At 38.8% G+C, this 21,714-nt stretch carries 23 protein-coding genes and 1 CRISPR repeat array; of the genes, 22 read left to right on the top strand and 1 reads right to left on the bottom strand.

Annotated features, from left to right (window positions below; translation table 11 throughout):
* The first annotated feature begins 9 nt into the window (after positions 1-9).
* The 22 genes from G0028_RS09205 (at position 10) to G0028_RS09310 (ending at position 18,574) form a co-directional block, all read left to right on the top strand.
* Positions 10-294 carry a hypothetical protein gene (locus G0028_RS09205; protein ID WP_180047546.1) on the top strand — a complete coding sequence of 95 codons (285 nt, stop codon included), beginning with the start codon at positions 10-12 and terminating at the stop codon, positions 292-294.
* 7 nt (positions 295-301) lie between these two features.
* Complete coding sequence (locus G0028_RS09210; protein ID WP_180047547.1) at positions 302-748, top strand: gp436 family protein; 447 nt, start codon at positions 302-304, stop codon at positions 746-748.
* Between the two features lie 6 nt (positions 749-754).
* Positions 755-1,252, top strand: a complete 498-nt coding sequence (locus G0028_RS09215; RefSeq protein WP_180047548.1) for a phage virion morphogenesis protein — start codon at positions 755-757, stop codon at positions 1,250-1,252.
* Positions 1,242-1,679 (top strand): hypothetical protein, encoded by a 438-nt coding sequence (locus G0028_RS09220; RefSeq protein WP_180047549.1) that lies wholly within the window; start codon positions 1,242-1,244, stop codon positions 1,677-1,679. The genes G0028_RS09215 and G0028_RS09220 overlap by 11 nt, the downstream gene beginning before the upstream one ends.
* An 8-nt stretch (positions 1,680-1,687) precedes the next feature.
* Positions 1,688-1,864, top strand: a complete 177-nt coding sequence (locus G0028_RS09225) for a hypothetical protein (protein WP_180047550.1) — start codon at positions 1,688-1,690, stop codon at positions 1,862-1,864.
* Positions 1,848-2,588 carry a hypothetical protein gene (locus tag G0028_RS09230; protein WP_180047551.1) on the top strand — a complete coding sequence of 247 codons (741 nt, stop codon included), beginning with the start codon at positions 1,848-1,850 and terminating at the stop codon, positions 2,586-2,588. The genes G0028_RS09225 and G0028_RS09230 overlap by 17 nt, the downstream gene beginning before the upstream one ends.
* Before the next feature lie 19 nt (positions 2,589-2,607).
* Positions 2,608-3,222, top strand: coding sequence for a hypothetical protein (locus G0028_RS09235; protein ID WP_227554796.1), 615 nt, complete (start codon positions 2,608-2,610; stop codon positions 3,220-3,222).
* 65 nt (positions 3,223-3,287) lie between these two features.
* Positions 3,288-4,610 carry a DNA recombination protein RmuC gene (locus G0028_RS09240; protein WP_180047552.1) on the top strand — a complete coding sequence of 441 codons (1,323 nt, stop codon included), beginning with the start codon at positions 3,288-3,290 and terminating at the stop codon, positions 4,608-4,610.
* The gene (locus G0028_RS09245; protein WP_180047554.1) at positions 4,600-5,394 is read left to right on the top strand and encodes a hypothetical protein; all 795 of its coding nucleotides are present in this window, start codon (positions 4,600-4,602) and stop codon (positions 5,392-5,394) included. The genes G0028_RS09240 and G0028_RS09245 overlap by 11 nt, the downstream gene beginning before the upstream one ends.
* A 79-nt stretch (positions 5,395-5,473) precedes the next feature.
* Positions 5,474-5,701: a hypothetical protein gene (locus G0028_RS09250; RefSeq protein WP_180047557.1), complete on the top strand. Its 228-nt coding sequence runs from the start codon at positions 5,474-5,476 to the stop codon at positions 5,699-5,701.
* Between the two features lie 108 nt (positions 5,702-5,809).
* The gene (locus tag G0028_RS09255; protein WP_194088763.1) at positions 5,810-8,767 is read left to right on the top strand and encodes a tape measure protein; all 2,958 of its coding nucleotides are present in this window, start codon (positions 5,810-5,812) and stop codon (positions 8,765-8,767) included.
* Entirely contained in the window at positions 8,768-9,178 is a 411-nt protein-coding gene (locus tag G0028_RS09260) for a hypothetical protein (RefSeq protein WP_180045145.1), read from the top strand.
* A 1-nt stretch (position 9,179) separates the two neighbouring features.
* Complete coding sequence (locus G0028_RS09265) at positions 9,180-11,147, top strand: hypothetical protein (protein WP_180045146.1); 1,968 nt, start codon at positions 9,180-9,182, stop codon at positions 11,145-11,147.
* Complete coding sequence (locus G0028_RS09270; protein WP_180045147.1) at positions 11,147-12,766, top strand: hypothetical protein; 1,620 nt, start codon at positions 11,147-11,149, stop codon at positions 12,764-12,766. The genes G0028_RS09265 and G0028_RS09270 overlap by 1 nt, the downstream gene beginning before the upstream one ends.
* A gap of 55 nt (positions 12,767-12,821) precedes the next feature.
* Positions 12,822-14,099: a hypothetical protein gene (locus G0028_RS09275; protein WP_180045148.1), complete on the top strand. Its 1,278-nt coding sequence runs from the start codon at positions 12,822-12,824 to the stop codon at positions 14,097-14,099.
* Entirely contained in the window at positions 14,096-14,398 is a 303-nt protein-coding gene (locus G0028_RS09280; protein WP_180045149.1) for a hypothetical protein, read from the top strand. Before G0028_RS09275 ends, G0028_RS09280 begins: the two co-directional genes overlap by 4 nt.
* The gene (locus G0028_RS09285) at positions 14,395-14,793 is read left to right on the top strand and encodes a hypothetical protein (protein ID WP_180045150.1); all 399 of its coding nucleotides are present in this window, start codon (positions 14,395-14,397) and stop codon (positions 14,791-14,793) included. Before G0028_RS09280 ends, G0028_RS09285 begins: the two co-directional genes overlap by 4 nt.
* A 14-nt stretch (positions 14,794-14,807) precedes the next feature.
* Positions 14,808-16,703: a hypothetical protein gene (locus G0028_RS09290; protein WP_194088764.1), complete on the top strand. Its 1,896-nt coding sequence runs from the start codon at positions 14,808-14,810 to the stop codon at positions 16,701-16,703.
* Positions 16,696-16,926, top strand: coding sequence for a hypothetical protein (locus tag G0028_RS09295; RefSeq protein WP_180045152.1), 231 nt, complete (start codon positions 16,696-16,698; stop codon positions 16,924-16,926). Before G0028_RS09290 ends, G0028_RS09295 begins: the two co-directional genes overlap by 8 nt.
* 66 nt (positions 16,927-16,992) lie before the next feature.
* Positions 16,993-17,436, top strand: coding sequence for a hypothetical protein (locus G0028_RS09300; protein WP_180046642.1), 444 nt, complete (start codon positions 16,993-16,995; stop codon positions 17,434-17,436).
* 74 nt (positions 17,437-17,510) lie between these two features.
* On the top strand, positions 17,511-17,825 hold the full coding sequence (locus tag G0028_RS09305) for a hypothetical protein (RefSeq protein WP_180045154.1): 315 nt from the start codon (positions 17,511-17,513) through the stop codon (positions 17,823-17,825).
* Positions 17,822-18,574 (top strand): TIGR02594 family protein, encoded by a 753-nt coding sequence (locus G0028_RS09310; protein ID WP_180045155.1) that lies wholly within the window; start codon positions 17,822-17,824, stop codon positions 18,572-18,574. Before G0028_RS09305 ends, G0028_RS09310 begins: the two co-directional genes overlap by 4 nt.
* Before the next feature lie 226 nt (positions 18,575-18,800).
* Positions 18,801-20,872: a CRISPR direct-repeat array (repeat unit 28 nt; unit sequence GTTCACTGCCATGTAGGCAGCTTAGAAA).
* A 109-nt stretch (positions 20,873-20,981) separates the two neighbouring features.
* On the opposite strand, the gene G0028_RS09315 is transcribed toward G0028_RS09310, so the two are convergent.
* Positions 20,982-21,659 (bottom strand): DUF421 domain-containing protein, encoded by a 678-nt coding sequence (locus G0028_RS09315; protein ID WP_180045156.1) that lies wholly within the window; start codon positions 21,657-21,659, stop codon positions 20,982-20,984.
* Positions 21,660-21,714 lie beyond the last annotated feature (55 nt).

Consider the following 21,714-nt stretch of genomic DNA (forward strand, 5'->3'; position numbering starts at 1 on the left):
GAGTAAAAAATGCCAAAGTATATTGCGCAACAATCCATCGGGCATTTTATGCCAGGTGATGAAATTAAGGGCTTGAGTGATGAACGCATTCAAGCCCTTTTAGTATCTGGTGCTATCGCAGAGCCGAAAGAGCCAGAGCTTGAAAAGGATGATGGTACAGCAGCTCAGTTAGCGAGCTTGACTGCTGAAAATGCTAACTTAAAAGCCAAAGTGACAGAGCTTGAAAAGTCGCTTGCTGCATCTGAAAAGAAACTTGCTGCTGAAATTAAAAAGACAGCAGCGCCTGAAAAATAGGTGATCTATGTACGCGGATCGTAGTGATATGGTCCTGCGTTTCAGTGAATATGAAATTGTCAATCTTGAGAACACGCTAAATGGAGTTGAATCAATCAATTCCGCTATTCAAGATGCCTCAGATATTGCTGATGGTTATGTGGGGGTGAAATACCCCATCCCATTACCTGAAGTTCCTAAGAATCTGAAAATTATCATTTGTGATATCGCTCGTTACTTTCTTTGGAAAAATGAAGCGAGTGAGGAAATCCGTAAACGCTATGAAGATGCAATCGCATTTTTAAAGCGCGTTGCAGATGGTAAGGCAATTTTAACAATCAAGATCACTGATACTGCAGGTCAGGAAGAAGTTGTAAAAGCAGATACATCACCTCAAACAATGCCGATTGGTACGACGTATCGAGGTGGTGTATTTGGTGATGTGGTGTTAGATATGATGCCAAGCATCGAGTAGGTATCTATGGCTAACTCCATCCAGATGCATGGGCAAGATAAGCTTATTGAATTCATGCGCCGTGTTGAGCAACAAGTTGCTGATCCGTCTGACCTTTGGCGTGATATTGGCGATATTCTAGTTCATAACACAGAAGAGAGATTTTATACAGGAATAGGTACTGATGACAAACCATGGCAAAAGTCGTGGCGTGCTCAAGAGAAAGGTGGTCAGACTTTGCGAAAAGATGGGCATTTAATCAAATCTATTATCGCAAGAGTTCAGAGAAATAAAATAAATGTCGGAACAAACTTGATATATGCACCATTGATGCATTTTGGTGGTGTAGTTAAACCTAAGAAAGGGGAGTATCTAAAGTTTAAAACGCCACTCGGTGGTTGGGTTCAACTTAAATCTGTCACGATTCCAGCACGTCCATTTTTGGGTATCTCAGTAGATGATTCACAAGAGATCTTATTTGAAATAGAGGAATATTTAAGGGAGGCATTAAACAATGCTAAATGATTATTTCGCATTAGAAGATGAGATTAAAAAGCGAATTGAAACTGAAGTGCCAGACATTGGCGAAGTACTTACCCCATTTTTTGTAGAAAGCTTATTTTCAATGAGCCCACAAAATACCGCAGTAGCCATTATTTATGTAGGTGATCGGGTGGGAGAAAGTGCAGCGAATGGACGAGGAACAACAGTACATCAACAATGGTTGGTGGTGTTAATGATCTATGACCCAACGGCTCAATCAGGTCAAACAACGAATATCCGAAAACTCGCAGATCCACACATTCGCAATATCTTAAAAGCAATGCAAGGGTTTAGACCAAACCTTGTAGGTGTAACGCCGTTTGTACGTGTTTCTGCGGGCGTGAACTTTGCAGGCAAGGCGGGTCGAGTTTATTTCCCATTTCTTTTTGAATCATCATTTAAAACCTAAGGAAACTTATGACTAAACAATATAAGGCTCTAAAGCCAATCGGTCGCTTTAAAGAAGGTGACTATGTTGGCGGCTTCACTGAAGCTGAAATTAAACATCATTTGGTGCAAGGCAATATTGAAGAAGTAGAAGCTAAGCCAGCATCTAAAAAAGCAGGAGAAGTAAAAAATGTCGAACAAACCTGATTTAATCTCCCTGCAAGGCGAGTTATTTTTAGCAAAAATGATGAATGGTGCACCTGCAGGTTTGCGTTCTGTGGGAAATATGCCTGATTTAAAGTTAGCAATCAAATCAGAATCGGTTGATCATTTTGAAAGTAAAACAGGTAATCGCGCCAAAGATGCAGTACTTCGTAAGCAAACAGGTGTTGAAATTAGCGGCACACTTGAAGAGCTGAATAAAGAAAATGTTGCTTTGATTTTAAGTGGTAAATCAATTGAGGTGGCAAGCAGTCCAATTGCGGATGCATCTCTTGGAAGCATTGAAAAGGATTCAATCATTGATCTTGGTTATCGCAACTTAAGTAATATGACTTTTAAAGATGGTTCTGATGTTGCAATCCCAAACACGAAATATGAAGTTGATGAAGCTTTTGGTACTGTAGTGTTTAATGAAGCAGTAACAGGTGATGTGAAGTGGTCAGGTACAGCGGGTGTTGTTGATCGCGTTACTGTTGCTGATAACTTAGGCGGTGAATATCGTTTCTTTTTTAAAGGTATTGATACTTACTCTGGCGATAAGGTTGCTGTGACGCTTTGGCGAGTTGAGTTTTCTCCAGAAACAGAACTCGATTTGATTAATGAAGAATGGAATAGTTGCGATATCTCAGGTGAATGTTTAGCAGACATTAGTAAAGCAAAAGATAATGAAGTCGGTATTTTCGGACATATTGACCGTTTCCGTATCTAAAATAACATAGGCACAAACGATGGCGCATTTAGCGTCTTTTTTTGTGCCTGTTTTTAAGGATTTCATCATGAATGATTTTTTTCTTGCAAATAATGATGTACATATCAACCAATATAATCAAGAAATTAGGCAATTTAAAGTTAAAGAAATGGAAAGCTGGGCTTTAGTTGCTGAGCCTATTCGAATAGCACTTAAAAGAAATTATTCAGATGAAAGTATTGAAGCTGCAATTAAAGCTAATAAGTTTAAAGCAATATCGATGTGCTTGCTTGTAACAGATGTAACAGGTGCGCAAATTGATGAAACAATTCAAAATGATGCAGATAGATTTATTGAATTATTTAAAGATGTGATCAATGTGAATAAAGCATTCTTTGATCAAGAAGATATTAAAACCAAAAAAATTAAAAATGATAAAACAACATGGTTTGATTCGTTTCAATTACTAATTAGTAAGGGGCATAAACATAAAGATATTTTAAATTATAGCTTTGGTGCGTTTTTAGAATATTTAAAAGCAGCTCAACGTCATGAGAGAAACTATATTTTAAGCCAAAGCACTACAATGCGCGTTGCTTATTATGCTGATAAAAAAGGTTATACGAGTTATACAAAAGAGATTAATAAGGAATAGCTATAATGATTTAAAACAATAAGCTAAGATCACTTCATAAAATATTTTAATTTATGGGGGAGTTTGTGGAACTGGTAGAGATAATTATGGTTGTGGGGATTTTAATAATAGCAATATTACAAATCTTACTTTTATTAAAAAGCAATTCATCATCAAGTGATAAGGATGAAATTCTTAATCCTATCCAGCAAGCTTTTGAAAAAATTGAACGTTTTACAGGGCATGAGTTTGGTCGTAATAGAGAAGAATCAAACCAACAATCTCGTCAAACACGTGAAGAGCTTGGAGGTGCTGTAAAAGCAGAACTTCAATCGTATGCACAAACTATGCATCAAAGCTTAAAGTTGATTTCTGAAGAGCAGACTAAACACTTGAACTCGTTTGTCGAACAAATCAGTACTTTAAATCAATCACATAATCTACAAGCTGAACAATTAAGAAATAAGATTGAAGAGAGATTGATTGGTTTGCAAAAGGATAACTCTGAGCAATTGGAGAAAATGCGTCAAACTGTAGATGAGAAATTACAGGGCACATTAGAAAAACGCTTATCTGAATCATTTCAATTAATCAGTGAACGCCTTGAATCTGTACATAAAGGTTTGGGAGAGATGCAAGTTTTAGCGAATGGTGTTGGTGATCTCAAAAAAGTATTAACCAATGTGAAAACTCGTGGTACATGGGGTGAGGTTCAACTCGGTGCAATGCTTGAGCAGGTTTTAACGATTGATCAGTACGCTGCTAATGTTTCAACGAAAAACAATTCTGAGCGTGTTGAATACGCGGTAAAGATTCCGAGTAAAAATAAGGATCAAGAAATTGTTTGGCTTCCAATTGATGCAAAATTTCCTATGGAATCTTATGCACGTTTGGTGGAATCACAGGAGAATACAGATCTTTCTGGTGTAGAGTCTGCTCTTAAAGAATTGGAATTGCGTATTAAGCAGTGTGCCAGTGATATTTCTAAAAAGTATATCAATCCACCTGCTACAACAGATTTTGCGATATTGTATTTACCAACTGAAGGTTTATTTGCTGAAGTTACTAAGCGAGCAAATTTAGTTGATGTGGTGCAGCGTAATTATCGGGTGGTTTTTGCAGGTCCAACCACACTATGGTCAATTTTAAATAGCTTACAGATGGGATTTAGAACATTAGCTATTGAAAAAAGATCTAGTGAAGTATGGAACACACTTGGTGCTGTTAAAACTGAGTGGACTAAATATGGTGACGCTCTTGATAAAGTGAAGAAGAAACTCGAAGAAGCCTCAAATAGTATCGATGCTGCACAGACGCGAACTAGAGCTGTAGGGCGTAAATTAAAAGAAGTACAGGAATTGCCGAGTTCACAGGCTGATCAAATGTTGGAGTTGGAAAGTGAAGAATAATTATGATGTGAAAGTAGTAAGTAATTGTGATCAGTTAAAAACAAGTATTACGATTTATAAAGATAAAAAAATAATTTTCTCTAGAGTGCTTAATGCATTATCTAATGATGGAATTTTATCTCTGACTGGTAAATATTTTTTTATTCAATTGTTTAGAAGTGATCATGAGGATAGTAATAAAAGTTTTCTTTTTGATTTAGTTGCCGGTAATGTACTATTTGGTCGAATCTTAGAGTGTGGAATAAGGGGGAAATTTTATTTTGATAATTGCGATAGGCTATTTATTTCTACTGAATATGGGGAGTTCGAGATAAATCAAAATGGAGAAATTCCTAATATTGAGAGTTATTATCGAAATTGTTTGAATGCAGGTGGTGAATGTTCAATTTATCTTTTAAAAAGATACCTTGAAAGGCAAAATTTCTCTCAAGATGCTTGTAAGCGTGTAATAAGCTCGATAGATAAAACTATTCCATTATTATTTGATACTTTTCATGGTGCTTATAGTGGAGCTGAGGTCTTTAAAATTAGAGCCGAGTTAATGGAGAGAAATGAACATTATGAAGAAGCTTTACAGAGTTATTTTAATGCTAAATTCTTGAATAATAAAATTACAGTGAAAAGAAAAATAAGTAATTTATGTAAAAAATTAAATATTGATATGGATCAATTAAAAGCATCTGAAATTGTTCAAAAATTATTAAAAAATAATATAGAGATAAGGGAATTGGAGATGGAGAATTCTAGAATAGCACGTGAGTCTTATTTTAATAAACTTAGGTAATCCAAAGGCTTTTACCTAAGTGCATGCTATATTTACACTTTAAAATAGCTTTAAATGTTTATTCAAAAAGGGTGGGGGAATGGCTAAAAAAGTAGCTCAACAAATGATGATGTGCAATTCTTGCGGTAGAAAAACATTGCATCAAAAAAATACAAAAGAAATAAGTTGGTTAATGCATTTGGTATTAACTATTTTTACAGGTGGTTTGTGGTTGATTGTCTGGGTGTTAATTTTAATGTGGCATGCAATTGCAAAGCCCGCCTCAGCTGCTGTAAATCGCTGGGTGTGTTCTCAGTGTGGAAATTAATGAAAGCACCCTAGGGTGCTTTTTTAACACCTAAATTTAACCTTTTTCTAAACCCTGAACTTTTAGTTCGGGGTTTTTTATTGCCTATAGAAAAGTTGAGGATACAAAATGGCTGCAGGATCAATGGATTTCAACTTAACCTTAAATGCAGTCACTAAGGGGCTACAGGAAGGCATGAATAATGCCAAATTTGCTGTAAATGCTCTGGTTGCTGCTATGGCTGCGGTGGGTGTTGGTCTAAGTGTACAAGGTTTAGCGCAAGCAGCCGATTCATACACCAATCTTTCAACGCGCATCAATATCGCAACAAAAGAAAGCGGCAATTTTGAGCAAGCGATTTCAGGTGTACATCAAATTGCGCTCAGCACAAACTCAAATCTAACTACGACTGCTGACTTATTTACACGCTTAAACACTGTCACAAAAGACATGGGGATGTCTCAACAACAAGCATTAGACCTGACTAAAACAGTCACACAAGCGATTCAGATCGGCGGTGGCTCTGCCGAAGCAGCTGATGCAGCCGTAACTCAGTTTATCCAAGCGATGCAAGGCGGTGTGCTGCGCGGTGAAGAATTTAACTCAATCATGGAAGGTGGTTACGGTTTAGCTGAAGCACTAGCAAAAGGCTTGGGTGTAACTACAGGCGAACTGCGCAAGATGGCAGAAGCAGGGGAGCTTTCATCTGAACGTGTAGTTACAGCGATTAGTAGTCAAGCTGAGTCAGTCCAAAAAACTTATGATCAATTCCCAACAACCATTGGTAATGCCTTGCAACGTATCTCAACAAGTTGGGAAATTTTGATTGGGCAGATGGATCAAGCGAGTGGAACATCATCGCAAGTAGCGCAATGGCTAACGATGCTCGCAGACAATATTCAAAACCTAAAAATATTTATTGATGATATTGGGGAGGGTTTTGTTTGGATCGGGGATAAATTACAAAGCATCGATTCCTCCACAATAAACACACTTAAATCAACGCTTAGTGATGCTTACGAAACTGTAAAATCTCTAATCTCAAATGTGGCCACTCTAGGTGAAACCATTTGGAGTGCATTTACAACTGCTCTAGATGCAGTCTCCCCACTTTTTGCAGCCTTACTAAGTGGCAAAGATGAGGTTAATGGGTTAGAGGTTGCTTTAAACATGTTGCGAATGGCATTTGCGACAATCTCAGACGTAGCTACAGGTTTTAATATTGGCTTAAAGTTGCTTTTATCAGGCATTCAATTTCTTTCGGGTGGTTTGTATGCACTTAGTTCGCAAGTCTTAGGTTTCTTGGGTTTCGATACTTTAGCGCAACAAGCCTTAAATGCATCAGACCGAATGTTTGCTCAAGCCGAAAAGAACGGTAGCGAAGCGGTCAAACTCGCAGAAAACCATAAATGGGCTGTAGTAAAAACCTATGAGGATATTGGAAAAACTGAGGAGCAGAAAAATCAAGAATCAATTGCTAATAATCAAAAAAAATTAGATGAATTAAAGGCACAAGAATCAAAACATGCTGCTGACTATAAGGCTATTAGTGATCAGAGGCTTGCTTTAGAACAGCAATTATTTGAAGCACGAAAGACTGGAAATCAAGCATCTATAGATTTAGCAATGAAAGGGTTGGCTGACCTAGATGCCAAAGAAAAAGCCTATCAGGGTGAAAGTAAAAAGATTCAGGATGCGAAAATCAAAGCAGCTCAAGACTGGGTAAATGCACAGTTAACGGCTGCTGATGGTACGCAAAAAGCTGCTGATGCTGCAACACAAAAAACCTTGCAAACCGCAATGGCAGCACAGGGCTTGAAGGTTGAATTTGATAGTGCAGGGAAAGGCATTGTGTCAGCAATGACAACTGGAACTGATGCTATTAACACTCAAACTGATACCTTGACGAAAGCAAGGAAAGGAGCAGAAGCGTTAGGGCTTGATCTTGACGTTGCTTTAAATAGGGTTTCAGAAAAGTTTGCAGCAAATAGAGTTCATTTAGATAACTACGCAACTGGTATAGAGCAACTAGGCGGTAAAGGAGTTCAAGCAACAGAAGCTTTGTATCAGGGCTGGGAAAAATGGGCTTCAGCAGCCAAGAATCAATCTGAAATCGATGCTGCAAAAGCCAAGTTAGTTGAGTTTGAAAAACAAGGCGTATTTTCAGCAAAACAAGTTCAAATGGGAATGGAGTATCTTGACCAAGTAAATGGAAAGATACCTGAAAATATCTCTGAAATCGAAAAAGCCTACAAATTGCTTGGTGTGACTTCGAGTGCTGAAGCAAGCAAAATGGCATCCGCACAAATGAATGCTTTTAATGTAATGCAGCAGTCAGGCACTGCATCAACAGAACAAGTAAGAGAAGCACTCATTAACATGGCGGATAAAATTTATGCTTCAGGTGATGCTGCAAAAATCGCTTGGTATGAAGCAAAGCTTGCATCTGTTGGATTATCTTCTTCAGTAAACGAGGCGGGGAAAGTTACAGTGGATGCTGGAACTCAAATGGAACACTCCATGCACCGTGTCCGTGATGCAGCTCATGGTGCGCAACAAGGTTTTCGTGACCTTGGTGCCACAGCACGTGAAGAGGCATTATCAACAACCGAAGCGTGGGCAAAAGCACTTGATGCAAAAAGCACAGCCAATAGAGGTGTTAAAGGTTCAAAAACCCGTATGGCGTATAATGCTCAAGAAATTGCAGCAGAACTCGAAGCAATGGGGTATGACTCAAAGAAAGCGAAGCAAATTGCCCAAGGCATTTACAATAGTTCTAAAAATCCAATGGATGGATACAAGAGTGCATCTACAACATGGCTTGCTAAAAATGGGTATGATCCAATTGGTGCATTTGCAGGCGGTGGTGGTGGGATTTCTAACACTTATTTTGTCAAAGAAGCCCTGGAGAAGTACCAAAACTATGTACCAAACTCCAATGTTGCAAATTTGAGCGAGCCAAGTAAAACAGTGAAATATGAAATTGCAGCAGGCAACAAGTCAGCTGCTGTTTACGGAAATCCATCAACAGGAAAAGATCTTGAGTCAATGCTCTCAGAACTCGAAGCAATTAAAAAGAGTAGTTAAATGAAACTAATACGTGTAGCAACCAGTGAAGCCGTTCAAATTGAGAACGGTTTTTTTTGGTCTGATGAATTTGATTACAAGCCGATTGAGCAGAAACAGCAGTTTGCAATTGATGGCTCTTTGATTATTCAAGAAGGCAAAAAGAAGGCAGGGCGACCTATTACTTTAGTGCCAGCCAATGAAGGCATGGGGTGGATCAAGCGTCGCGAGTTGTCAAAACTACAAGATTGGTCAGCACTGCAAGACGAACAATTCACACTTGAGTTTGATTACCCACACGACAATCGTCGCTTTAATGTGATGTTTAATCACCAAGAAGGTGCAATTTCAAACCCTAAAACAGTCAAGGATATTCCAACTGTTTCTGAAGATGACTATTACTCAGCAACACTGAAATTCTTGGAGTTATAACATGCCAATTGAAACCAATAACCTTGTCATTTATAAGTCTGAACGGTTGAGTGATACCACTGATGGTGGCGGCAAGTACTCAGGTCAACAGCTTATTGATGGCCAAAGTAATAATTTATTTAACGACATCTCAGAACTCGACCGCACCATGGGTGATGTGTCGATGCGGAAGATATTTCCTGCTGTGACGACAAATGACACCGATGTTTTAATGGGTGCTACGGTATTTATTTCTGAACTACCTGAAGATCCAAACGTTTCGGCAACACTGTTCAGTACTAAAGATTGGACAGACGAGCGTCAAAGTGCGCAAAACCGTGTTGAAAGCTATCTGGCAAAAGGTGGTCAAGCAGTCGGCTTGCCTCTCGATACACACTGGAAAGGTATGAAGATTCTGCAAACTGTGATGTTTCCAAGTGAAACGGAACTCAGTGCGGGGAATTCTTTCGTGATTATTTCAAATGAAGGTGGTGCTTTAGAGTTTGAGCAATACGTGCGTATCACAAAAGTTGAAACGCGCATTGGCAAAATGATCATTGATAATAAGGAGGTCGAATATAAAGTTGCTACCTATACTTTGAATGATCCTCTACTTATGGATTTTGTCGGAGTGTCTGTTCGTCAGTGGTACAACGGTGAAAAATCTACTTCGATTTTACGTGAAACGCTTGTCGCAGACACAGGAAATTATTATTCAAGCACAGGTGTTGCAGATGATGTGAATGTAGGTACATATACAGTCAATGCAAAAAGTATGTTTACTCAACTTATTCCTGCTGCTCAGTCTGAAACTCCGATTATTGATGTGAATGCCAACTCTGAAAATATGACATTAATTGCAGGGAATAATGGGACCATCTCAGCGAGTTATCCAACCACGATTGGCGAAAATCAAAATCTGTATTTAGCATCAAGCGTGATGCCAGGTACTGTTGCTTTTATCTTATTTAATCAGTCAATCACAGACCAGGGCGGTATTTTAAAAAATAGTAATGGCGTTCAGGTGGGTGCGATTGATTATCAACGTGGCTTGATTCGATGGACACAATCCGCAGGTACAGGCAATACAACTTTAAATATCACATTTAAGCCTGCTTCCGCACCTGTACAGCCATATCACTCTTATGCTTTACCCGTGACGCAGAACAATCAAAGTACCAATTGGACGGGAGTCATCACTCCGATTCCTGCACCTGGATCTCTCACCATTTCATACATGGCACAAGGTAAGTTCTATGTGTTGAAAGACGACGGTTCAGGGATGTTAAAAGGTGCGAGTTCGTCTTTTGGCTCAGGTACCATTAGCTATGAAACAGGCTCTTGGCTACTCACTACAGGCGCTTTACCCGATGTGGATACACCAATTTTGCTACTTTGGGGCACACCCATCACCACCTTTATTCGATCAAATCTCGCAGTGCAACCTGCAGCATTTGAATTTGATTTGGCACAACAGGGTATTGCTGCAAATAGTGTGACGGTCACTTGGATGCTTGAGGGGCAAAGCAAAACAGCAACATCAAATGCACAGGGAAAATTCACTGGTGATGCCACAGGCACAATAAACTACGCCAAAGGTACAGGGCGACTGGTCCCGAATAAGCTACCGCAAAAAGGTACGGTATTTACGGTGAATTACAACTACGGCACTGCGCTTGAACAAAGCAAAGTCAGTAGTCCTGATGCGGATGGAAAATTAGTGCTTAACATTGGTAGTGGTGCAGCAATTCAGCCAAATAGTGTGGAAATTGTGGTGCCTGTGCGCGGTTCTACACTCGCAGAAGTCACCTTGGTCGATCAGCCAATCAATGCCACTACAGGCAACATGGTCGATCTATTTGGTAATGTGCAAGGCACTATTACTTATGCTTCGGGGTTGGTGAGTGTTACCCCATTTTTAGACAAAACGACAGAGAAAATGCACTTTAAGGGTGTGCGATATATGTCGTCTGGAGTGAGGACTGCCTAATGTCTTTTTTTCTACCGCAAACAACTGAAATTGAAAAAGTTAATTCGCGCCACATTGCATATAGTGGTAGCCCTGATATTAAGATTAAATATCGTGATAGCTCAGGAACCAATGCTGATGTGAAGCAAATCACTGCTGAGAAACTACAGTTTGATTTAACGAATGGTTTTGATGAGCAAATTATTACAGGATCAGTGCGCTTCAAACTAGGTAATAATACGTTTATTGATCGTGTTGGCACGTTGTATCGTGATGTAGATCCATCGAACAACAGCGGAACATTGTCGGGTACAGTTCAGTACGGTACAGGCAAAGTCGAGCTAAGTAGCTGGACACCAAACATTGATAATAATCTTGTCTTACAGAGTCTAGCGACAACAACAGATATCCCACCGATTAACCAAGTGAGTTTTAGAACACCGGCTATTCCGATTCGCCCAAGCTCTTTAACTGTGGTCGTGGGCACTTTGGAATTTGGTCAACTCACTTTACGAGCTGATGACAATGGTGTGATTGAAACTGCTGAGGCGCATGGTGGGATTAATTACGATACAGGTTTTGTCGATCTATATTTCTATAAAAAGACGGAAATCACAGCTGAAAATCGCGCAGAAATTGAAGCAAAAAATTGGTATAGCGTAGAGCTTGAATACGCTGAAAATGGTAAACAATATATCAATTATCCAGTGTGGGTTGCACCTGAATCTGTGCGTTACAATGCTGTGGCGTACAGTTATATTCCGCTTGATTCTGAGATCCTTGGACTGAGTGCAACACGCTTACCGCTTGATGGGCGTGTTCCGATTTTCCGCGCAGGCGGTATTGGTATTATTAGTGCGACAAAAATGTATCAAATGGCCGATCATGTTGCGGGTAAAACCTATGCATTGGATGACCAGCGGATTGCGTATTGCGAGTTACAAGATAGTGCTGGCACCAAAGTGCCTTATGACATGTATGTTGTAGATTATGATTACGGTAAGTTCACACTAAGCGGTGACTTTGCTTTAAATGCTTTGGTTCCACCGTTGTCTGCAAAATATCGTTATCAAGATATGGGTTTGATTAAAGATGTGCAGATCAATGGGCAAGTGACATTTACTAAGCCTGTAACACACAACTACAGTGCTGCCGACTCGATTGTTGGATCTGCGTTAGTCATTGGTGATATGCAAGCACGTTATACACGCAAGTTTGTACAACAGACATGGAATAATGACTGGAAAGATGAAGCATCAGGTGGTGCAATTTCAGCACAGTATAATGATGCTTTATATCCGATTGCTGTCACAAATAACGGTGCAGCACAGGAGCGTTGGGCACTGGTGTTCACCGACAATACGAATTTTAGAATTATTGGTGAAACATCGGGACAAATTGGCACAGGCACTGTGAATACAGATTGTGAACCCATCAACCCGGTGACAGGCGCACCATATTTCAGCGTTAAAAAGGAAGGCTGGGGTGCAGGTTGGGCAAGTGGTAATGTTTTACGCTTCAATACGATTGCTGCAACGTTTCCGATCTGGTGTATTCGTACTGTGAAGCAATCAGAACCCACTCAAATTTCAGATCAATTTCAGATCATGTTACGTGGTGATATTGATCGCGTTGTTTAAAGATTAAGTTAATTTTATGACCGCTTAGTGCGGTCTTTTTTATGAGTAAAAGAATATGGCGACAGATGTAGATGTTCAGTATTTCAGCCACTTAAATGGTTTGGTATTGGGTAATAATTGGGGGGACTTGATACGTTTATTAGATAAGACACTGGTTACAGGGATTGCATTTACAGAAATCACAGCAGCTTCAATTGATGCTCAGGGTGATGTACATATCACGCTGTACTCTGCGCACAATGCACTATTATTTCAAATTGTAGAATTATCAGGTTTTACACCAAATTCTTTAAATCAAAAATATCGAATCAAAGGCACACCAAGCGCAACTGAATTGATTTTAAAGCCAAGCACAGCGATTGCCGAGAAGAGCGTTACCACCAAAGGTACAGGAAAACTTGCATCACTTGGCTATGAGATTGTTTTTCGTGATCAGAATGATGTAAAGCGTGTGTATCGTGCTAAAAATCCGCGTGCTGAGCATCCATTTATTCGTGTAGATGAATCACTCACAAGTCCAGATGGCACAAGTGGTGTTTACAATTCAAGTTATGCGAAATACGCAATGGTGGGTTTGCTTGAAAATATGACTCATATTGATGATTATGAGAACCCTGAAGTCTTACAGCTTCCTTTCGATCCAGCCGATCCTGCAAAGAATTGGAAAATCACAGGTACGGGTGCAAATGTTGTAAGAGGTTGGAGTCGATGGATTTGGGCTAGATCAGGAAATCTTTACCAAAGTTGGCCTGATTCTAGTGGAATTACAAATGGAGATAGAAATTTTACATTGACTGGTGACAGTAATGCATTCTACTTACAAATGCCTGTTGGAACTGCTGCATGGAATAAACGGGTTTATGGTGCAGGACTGTATGATGGTAGTATTAAAAATAGCATTGATCCAAGTTGGTTCTTAATGTCAAGAATCTCTCTTGCTAATGCCAGCACAAACTACTTGTCTACTGAAGTGTTTGGGAGTCCTCTTGTTCATGGAGAGAGTTACGCACGCTTCATAACACCTTTTCTTAATAAAGCGCAACCAAAGCAAGCCCACTCTTCCGCATTTCCTATTTTACCCGACTTTACTTCGGGCAATAGTGACTTATATGGTGGTGGGAGTTCTGCTGTATTGCAAATCCCATTTTATGATAGCTCAAAAATTTTGCGAGGAAATCTAAAACACATATCTTATAATGGGAAGAATTTTGGCTCTACAAATGCAACAGTTTCTTATATAGATGATGCATCAATGTATATCTATGATTCTGCTTGGGTATCAGGTTCTAGCACTGTAGGATCTTTAGTTTATTATCTTGGAGAACTTGAATGAAGCCGATTTCTCGAAAAGCCATGCCAAGTGGAAATTTATTGCAAAATGTTGGTTTTGGAGCAAAAAATACGGTTGCAAGCATTAAGGGCTCAACCAAAAAACTAGGTGAAAAGTATAAAAATTGTTTGGTGGTTTTATACAACAAAGCAAACTTACAACCACTTGCAGTTAGAAAGCCTGATTCAAATGGAGATTACCAAATCCACGGGTTAAATAATTCACTTGATTGTTTTCTTGTTGCTTTTGATTCAGCAAAACAATACAACGCAGTCATTCAAGATAATGTGGTGCCGAAATGAGCAAGCCATCGCTAAAAACCAGCTTAGTTATGCTTCAAGCAACAGCAAATTTCTTAGATCAGGGTAGCGCAAATGCTACCCTTGTTTTTTACGATGATGCTAAACCTGCATCAGTGAGTGTTAATGCAAACAGCTCAGCAAAACTTTTAGTACTTGATCTTCAAAAACCATGTACTAAAGCAGTAAATGAAAGCAATATTGAGTTACATCCAACCAATGCGGGTATTGCAACAAAATCTGGTACTGCACAATGGGCAAGATTATTTAATGGTGAAGGAATTGCTGTTGTTGATATTGATGTAGGTGTTGGAATGGATATTGTTTTAGATAATCATGACATTGTCATAGGATCAAGTACAAAACTTGATGTGATTTATTTAAGCCCACAGCTTTAAAAATGAGGTGGTAAATGTCTGACTACACACCACCCGATGCTTTAAATGTCACTCTAAATTTTACCCAAGAATTAAAACCAATTGATTCTCACAATTTGGTTTTAAATTTCGGTGCTGAAGATGGGTTTAATTACGCAAACATCAGCATTGATACATCATTTAGATTTAGAGCGATTGGAATAGTTGAGCCACCAATTGATGTACATGGTTCAGCAAATATCCATATTGACACTTCATTTGCTTTTGATGCTGTGGGTACTTTTGATATTAACCATATCGTGGGTGTGACACTAAATAGTGATTTAGGATTTCAAAGCGCTTTTACAAATCTAAGTGCTGTAAGGGCATCTTGGTCAAAGCCAATTTTTAGAGCACAAAATAGCGCTTTTTATTTTGAGCAAGCGCAAAGTTTAAGTCGCTATATTTCAAATCAGTATGAGCGAACACGGGTTTTACAGCGTGACATTCAAGCTGTTTTTGAAGAAAGTACAGGTTTAAATACTGCAAAAAGTGTGTCTTGGGATCATGCTGAAAAATGCGTTATTGCTCGCAATGTATTGTTTGATGAAAGTAAAAAATTGAGAGTTCAACGCGACAATCATTGGGATGAGTTGGTAAGAAAACGTAAGCAGTTTACTTTCTCGCATGAAGTTGCTCATATTTTTGAAAAAAGGATTGGTTTTAGCTGGGATAAAGGCTTAGAGCTCATCACCAAATCCGATATTCCTTGGCAGCAAGCGCATTCAATTTATTATCGCAAGCATCCAGTTCTACCTTGGCCACAACCTGAAATCCCTCAATATAGTGGGTCAACCGATCTTAATTTTATCTGCTTACTACATGAAGTGGATTCGCACAATGTTGTTTTGAATTTTGGTGATGAGGACTGCATACCGAGACTTGCGCCTCGAAATTGGTGGTATATCGTGAATAAAGTAGAAGTTAGCCGTCTAGACAATGGTGAGCAAATAAAGGTCATTGATGGCAGCTACAATACAAGCCGCAGCCAGTGGTGCTGGTCTTACAACTTAACTGTACCTGCATCCGAGATTGCTAAACTTGAGCCAATCAATGCACAACCTGTCATTCTGAAAATTCAAGTGAATGACAATATTCATCACATGTTGCTTGAGAATCGCAGCCGCTCAAGACGTTTTGCTGAAGACGTTTGGACACTGACAGGGCGTAGTCAAACCGCACTACTTGATGCACCTTACTCGCCCACACGTTCATTTTTACAAGAAAATGAACGCACTTCAGTACAGTTAGTACAGGCTGAATTGGATCGAGTGAATAGTGATACACAATTAAATTGGCAACTAATTGATGAGCTTGGTTGGATCGTGCCAACAAACAGCCTGAGCTATGCCAATCAAACACCAATCACAATTATTAAACAAATTGCTGAAGCAGGTGGGGGCTTTGTTTATAGTGAAAAGGGTTCTAACACATTAAGCATTCGACCCAAATACAAAAAGACATTTTGGGATGCAATGCAATTTGATGACTATGATCGACTACTTCCCGAAAGCTTAGTGACAAGCCAATCCACTGATTATGAGCCTTATCCTGACTATAACGGTGTCACCCTGACAAATGACCGCACAGGTTTTACAGGGCAAGTGAAGCGTACAGGCACTGCAGGTGATGTACTGCAAGAAACAGTCAGTAATCCATTGTTTACAGCAGTATCTATGGGCAGCTATGGTAAAGCGTTACTCGCTAAAGCAGGAATGATCGAAACCCATAGTTTGGAAATCCCAATTCAAAAAGATGTAGGTGAATGTGAACCGGGTGATGTGATTGCTTTCAATGCTGAGTGGTGGGGTATTGTAGAAAGTGTTTCAGTGTCATTTACGCACGCTATAGTCAATCAAAATCTAACAGTGGAGCGTGTTCTCAATGAGTAATGTTTTACAGCGTTTAATTGATTTGATGCCGAAAGCACCTGAATTCGTTGGCACAATTACAAGTGTGAATCATCCGAATTATAAGGTTTTAGTTGCAGATGATTCGGGCCTTGTGATGTGCACAAGTAGCACAGTGTACAAACTAAATGATCGGGTTTTTGTATCAAATCAAGAGATTAAACGACTTGCACCAAATGGTGAAGTTGTTCAAATAGATGTTTGATTTTTTAAAATATTATTTATAATCATGTTTTTATTTTCAATATGATTTTTAAATATGGGGTGTATTTTGAAAAATAAAATTATTTACTTATTATCATCATTCATGTTGAGTGGAAGTGTTTTTGCAAATACAGATCCTCAGATTCAGTTATTGAAAGAAATTTATCAGCAAGGTAAAAAATTGGAAAAAGGAGATGAGTTATTAGCTTTGTATTATGATAAGAGTTTAGAGCAGGCTCAAAACAATTTAAGAGAAGGTAGATGGCAAGATTGTGGTCAAGCTTGGCAGGATCAAATGTGGCAAAGCCAAGATCCAGAATATCGTCAAAAACCCTCTTTTCAAAAAGTAGGACAAAACCTTGTAAAAGTAACACTAGCTCCTTATGGTGAATTCTATAAAGAGAAGAAAGTGACTTATAAAGTTGATTGTCAGGGAAATAGATGCAAAATCTCAGATATTATTGATGGGGATGGCTCACTCAAAAAAGCATTACTTAATCAATGTAGATGAGCTTGAACCTAAGTAAAAAATTGAAACACACCACCTTCGGGTGGTTTTTTATTGCCAAAAATTAGGGGGCATACGTGAATGAGCCAAGCGCATCACTTTGGAAAAAGTTAAATGAAGTATCAGATCGACTGCAGAGAGTATCAGAGCAGTTGGTGGAAACTAATGCAATTAATAAAGGGTATCACCAGGCACTTGATCAGCAACGAGTAAAAGTGGAACTGCTTGAGCAGCAAAACCATAAAGCACAGGGTGCGATTGCGATGTTGAAGTGGGGGCTTGGTGTGGTGCTGACTGTTGCATTGTCTGGTGGCACATGGACCATCAATTCAATTAATCAACTTAAACAAGATATGGCGATTATGCAAAGCCATCGAGAGGATAATAAATGAAATTAATCAATGAAAACCCATGGCAATATTTGTCAGTCAAGCTCCCGATGTTGGGAGCTTTTTTTATGCTTGTATTAATTCCACTTTTGCAATGGGCATTAGATTTCCAACTCATTCCAAAAGAACATGAAGGCATCATTATTGGAATTGTAATTCCACTACTCGGCTTGATCGGCAAGAAGATCTATCAACCAGAGTTACATGCACCGCAGCTAAATGGTATCAATAGTCTTTTGGCCACACCGCAAAATTCAAATGATTTAGCATGGATGGTTGAAGCGAAAAAACATATTGGTTTACGTGAGATTGTAGGTAAAAAACATAACCAAACAATCCTGTCTTGGATCAAAGGACTTGGCGGTTGGTTCACTGATGATGAAACGCCATGGTGTGGGACCTTTGTGGCGCACTGTTTGAAAGTGGCAGGTGTGAAATATCCAAAGCATTGGTACCGCGCCTTAGATTATGTGAACTACGGATCTAAACTCGCAAAGCCTGCATATGGGTGTGTTGCAATTAAAACCCGCAAGGGTGGTGGTCATGTGTGTTTCGTAGTTGGTCGTGATCAAAAAACTAAAAAATTAGTCTGCTTAGGTGGAAACCAAGGCAATGCTGTTTCTTATGCCTTATATAGTGATTCAGATTTTCAAGAATTTCGTTGGTATGGGAAAACTAGTCGACCTGCAGAGTCTCGTTACAAATTAGCATTGCTAGATGGAGTGAGTGCAACGAAGTTGAGTGAATCATAAGTTACTAAAGTTTTAATTCATTATACTAAATGATAGATATATAGCCTTAAATAGAAGTAGATGTTAAATTAAGTTATTGGGTAAGAGATGATTTTACCCAATATTTTTTGACTCTTTAACATATTTATAAAATCAATAGGTTATAAACATGGTTTAAAACTTGGGTATTTTGATATTTTAAGTTTTAACTCACTGTTATATCTTTAATTTTTACTATATTATTACTGTTCACTGCCATGTAGGCAGCTTAGAAACTCTGAAAAACCGCTTTTGCTCTTTTTTGAGCCGTTCACTGCCATGTAGGCAGCTTAGAAATTTCCGAATGAACTAGCAAATGAATTTCCTGAGTTCACTGCCATGTAGGCAGCTTAGAAATCAACAAAAGTATATGACACATCACCAATTTCGTTCACTGCCATGTAGGCAGCTTAGAAAATCCAAATAAGTCATGAAGTCATCAATGAGAAGTTCACTGCCATGTAGGCAGCTTAGAAATCTAGCAAAGGAATAGATCCGTTCAACTTATCGTTCACTGCCATGTAGGCAGCTTAGAAATAGTCTTTCCTGAACCACGCCCACCTTTTGACAGTTCACTGCCATGTAGGCAGCTTAGAAAAATCATAGCGAGCATTCCGAAACATAAGATGCGTTCACTGCCATGTAGGCAGCTTAGAAAACCAAAGCTAAATCCACTAATAAAGCGTAAAAGTTCACTGCCATGTAGGCAGCTTAGAAATGCAAATATTTGGGTCTAGTGTTGATCAAGTTGTTCACTGCCATGTAGGCAGCTTAGAAAAATTACAAGGAGCTATTAGATGCCTAAAGGTGGTTCACTGCCATGTAGGCAGCTTAGAAATCAAAAATCGCATTATATTTTATATAGTTTTGGTTCACTGCCATGTAGGCAGCTTAGAAATTAAATATTTTTACTGATCCGATGGTAGCTGCGTTCACTGCCATGTAGGCAGCTTAGAAATAGACATACGAGCTTATTTGTCTTTTTATCACGTTCACTGCCATGTAGGCAGCTTAGAAATAATTGATCAAGTCGGCGGCATTGAAAAGGCGGTTCACTGCCATGTAGGCAGCTTAGAAAAACAGCTTCATTTTGTTTGCGGATTACTTCTTGTTCACTGCCATGTAGGCAGCTTAGAAATATGTTCTTAATTGAAAAATGATAGATTGCCAGTTCACTGCCATGTAGGCAGCTTAGAAAACACTATCAGAGCGTTTCAGCGATTCACAATTGTTCACTGCCATGTAGGCAGCTTAGAAAGACCTAAAACGCTCACAGTTGAACGAAATCAAGTTCACTGCCATGTAGGCAGCTTAGAAAATTTGCTTAAAAGTTTGTCAGGTGTGGGCATAGTTCACTGCCATGTAGGCAGCTTAGAAAAACCCTCTTTTGCCATTGAACAGCCACGACCAGTTCACTGCCATGTAGGCAGCTTAGAAATGTGTAGGTGTCCATTTTTGAGATAGCAGTACGTTCACTGCCATGTAGGCAGCTTAGAAATCGTCTGATTTAAGCATTGAGTATGAAGTAACGTTCACTGCCATGTAGGCAGCTTAGAAAACTTCTTGAGGTACACAAGTAGGGTCAATGCTGTTCACTGCCATGTAGGCAGCTTAGAAATAGAATATATATCTAAATTAGAAATGAGTGATGTTCACTGCCATGTAGGCAGCTTAGAAAGCATAGTCTTTTGCTCTCTGCACTGAACCGTGGTTCACTGCCATGTAGGCAGCTTAGAAAAATTTGCAAAACTTGGATAATCGGGGAAGTTAGTTCACTGCCATGTAGGCAGCTTAGAAAAAGAACAATTAACGCAGGCAATGAATGATACATGTTCACTGCCATGTAGGCAGCTTAGAAAACGAAATCACAAACCTTTGGCATTTCTTAAATGTTCACTGCCATGTAGGCAGCTTAGAAAAACTTAACCCAATAAACAAAACCGATTGAGCCGTTCACTGCCATGTAGGCAGCTTAGAAATCAATCAGAAAGTTCTTTGGGGGTTCAGGTACGTTCACTGCCATGTAGGTAGCTTAGAAATCTGTCATCTGCTAACATCTGCATCGCTTTTCGTTCACTGCCATGTAGGCAGCTTAGAAAATTTATTTAAAGCTAAGCCTCCGTTTGCTTTTGTTCACTGCCATGTAGGCAGCTTAGAAAAAGCCAAGTCAAAGCGGGGATTATAGTGCTCGGTTCACTGCCATGTAGGCAGCTTAGAAAGTGCAAGATGCATTAAATACGGGTGTGCCGTATGTTCACTGCCGTATAAGCAGCTTAGAAACATGTAATCAGATATCTTAAAGTGAGTGCAATGAAGGTGAGTGAGATTTGAAATTAAAATATCTATGTTTGTTCTGTATAACTTGTTTTATAAGTTGAACACTTTGATATTATTTACTTCTTTTAGTATTAATAGATAAAACCCAATGCTGTTTTTGGCAACGCTCACATATTTCATTAATTTTTTTAATTAAACGAGTATTTCCACAGAACATACAGGAATAAAACCTTTCTGGGTAATAATCAATAGTTTGTTTATATTCATCTGGAAAAATTGGAAGCCCCCATTTTACTTCACTATCATGAAATGGAATCAAGCTTAAGCAACCCTCGGTTTCTAATAATGCAATTTTTATCTGCCCTAGATGTTCAATTTGCTGTTGGCGCATTTCAGAAAAAAACTCATCATAAGAATATTTTTCATTTTTAATACCCTCTAAAACCAACATACCATCTTGAACAATATACATAGGCTTGCCTTCTAGCAAACTTTCTATTTTTTTTGATTTCATAGTTAAATAAGTTGTACATCGGTAGAGTACTAGAATACTAACAAAAACAGTAAGAGCTTGTATAAGAGGAAGATCTTCTGTAAACATTGGATCACCAGCAATTGATCCTAAACATAAGATAATAGCAATTTCGAAAATCGAAAGTTGTCTTACGCCACGCTTACCAGAAAACCTTAAAAAGATAATAATCATCAGATACATGATGATACATCTTAAAATGATTTCAAGAATAAAGCTAAATGATGAATCGTGAATAAAAATTCTAAACAGTTCCATTATTAAAATTCTTATATAAATAACTATAGTTTACTCTAATTGGGAGTATAATTTC

It is taken from the genome of Acinetobacter piscicola, from assembly GCF_015218165.1.
GTDB classification, from domain to species: domain Bacteria; phylum Pseudomonadota; class Gammaproteobacteria; order Pseudomonadales; family Moraxellaceae; genus Acinetobacter; species Acinetobacter piscicola_A.

What these genes read in the sequence shown, in the direction of transcription:
- G0028_RS09215 (WP_180047548.1), top strand. Translation starts at nt 755, where the DNA reads ATGGCTAACTCCATCCAGATGCATGGGCAAGATAAGCTTATTGAATTC.
- G0028_RS09315 (WP_180045156.1), bottom strand. Translation starts at nt 21,659, where the DNA reads ATGGAACTGTTTAGAATTTTTATTCACGATTCATCATTTAGCTTTATT.
- G0028_RS09205 (WP_180047546.1), top strand. Translation starts at nt 10, where the DNA reads ATGCCAAAGTATATTGCGCAACAATCCATCGGGCATTTTATGCCAGGT.
- G0028_RS09280 (WP_180045149.1), top strand. Translation starts at nt 14,096, where the DNA reads ATGAAGCCGATTTCTCGAAAAGCCATGCCAAGTGGAAATTTATTGCAA.
- G0028_RS09210 (WP_180047547.1), top strand. Translation starts at nt 302, where the DNA reads ATGTACGCGGATCGTAGTGATATGGTCCTGCGTTTCAGTGAATATGAA.
- G0028_RS09270 (WP_180045147.1), top strand. Translation starts at nt 11,147, where the DNA reads ATGTCTTTTTTTCTACCGCAAACAACTGAAATTGAAAAAGTTAATTCG.
- G0028_RS09250 (WP_180047557.1), top strand. Translation starts at nt 5,474, where the DNA reads ATGGCTAAAAAAGTAGCTCAACAAATGATGATGTGCAATTCTTGCGGT.
- G0028_RS09235 (WP_227554796.1), top strand. Translation starts at nt 2,608, where the DNA reads ATGGCGCATTTAGCGTCTTTTTTTGTGCCTGTTTTTAAGGATTTCATC.
- G0028_RS09285 (WP_180045150.1), top strand. Translation starts at nt 14,395, where the DNA reads ATGAGCAAGCCATCGCTAAAAACCAGCTTAGTTATGCTTCAAGCAACA.
- G0028_RS09230 (WP_180047551.1), top strand. Translation starts at nt 1,848, where the DNA reads ATGTCGAACAAACCTGATTTAATCTCCCTGCAAGGCGAGTTATTTTTA.
- G0028_RS09260 (WP_180045145.1), top strand. Translation starts at nt 8,768, where the DNA reads ATGAAACTAATACGTGTAGCAACCAGTGAAGCCGTTCAAATTGAGAAC.
- G0028_RS09295 (WP_180045152.1), top strand. Translation starts at nt 16,696, where the DNA reads ATGAGTAATGTTTTACAGCGTTTAATTGATTTGATGCCGAAAGCACCT.
- G0028_RS09220 (WP_180047549.1), top strand. Translation starts at nt 1,242, where the DNA reads ATGCTAAATGATTATTTCGCATTAGAAGATGAGATTAAAAAGCGAATT.
- G0028_RS09255 (WP_194088763.1), top strand. Translation starts at nt 5,810, where the DNA reads ATGGCTGCAGGATCAATGGATTTCAACTTAACCTTAAATGCAGTCACT.
- G0028_RS09225 (WP_180047550.1), top strand. Translation starts at nt 1,688, where the DNA reads ATGACTAAACAATATAAGGCTCTAAAGCCAATCGGTCGCTTTAAAGAA.
- G0028_RS09265 (WP_180045146.1), top strand. Translation starts at nt 9,180, where the DNA reads ATGCCAATTGAAACCAATAACCTTGTCATTTATAAGTCTGAACGGTTG.
- G0028_RS09275 (WP_180045148.1), top strand. Translation starts at nt 12,822, where the DNA reads ATGGCGACAGATGTAGATGTTCAGTATTTCAGCCACTTAAATGGTTTG.
- G0028_RS09290 (WP_194088764.1), top strand. Translation starts at nt 14,808, where the DNA reads ATGTCTGACTACACACCACCCGATGCTTTAAATGTCACTCTAAATTTT.
- G0028_RS09310 (WP_180045155.1), top strand. Translation starts at nt 17,822, where the DNA reads ATGAAATTAATCAATGAAAACCCATGGCAATATTTGTCAGTCAAGCTC.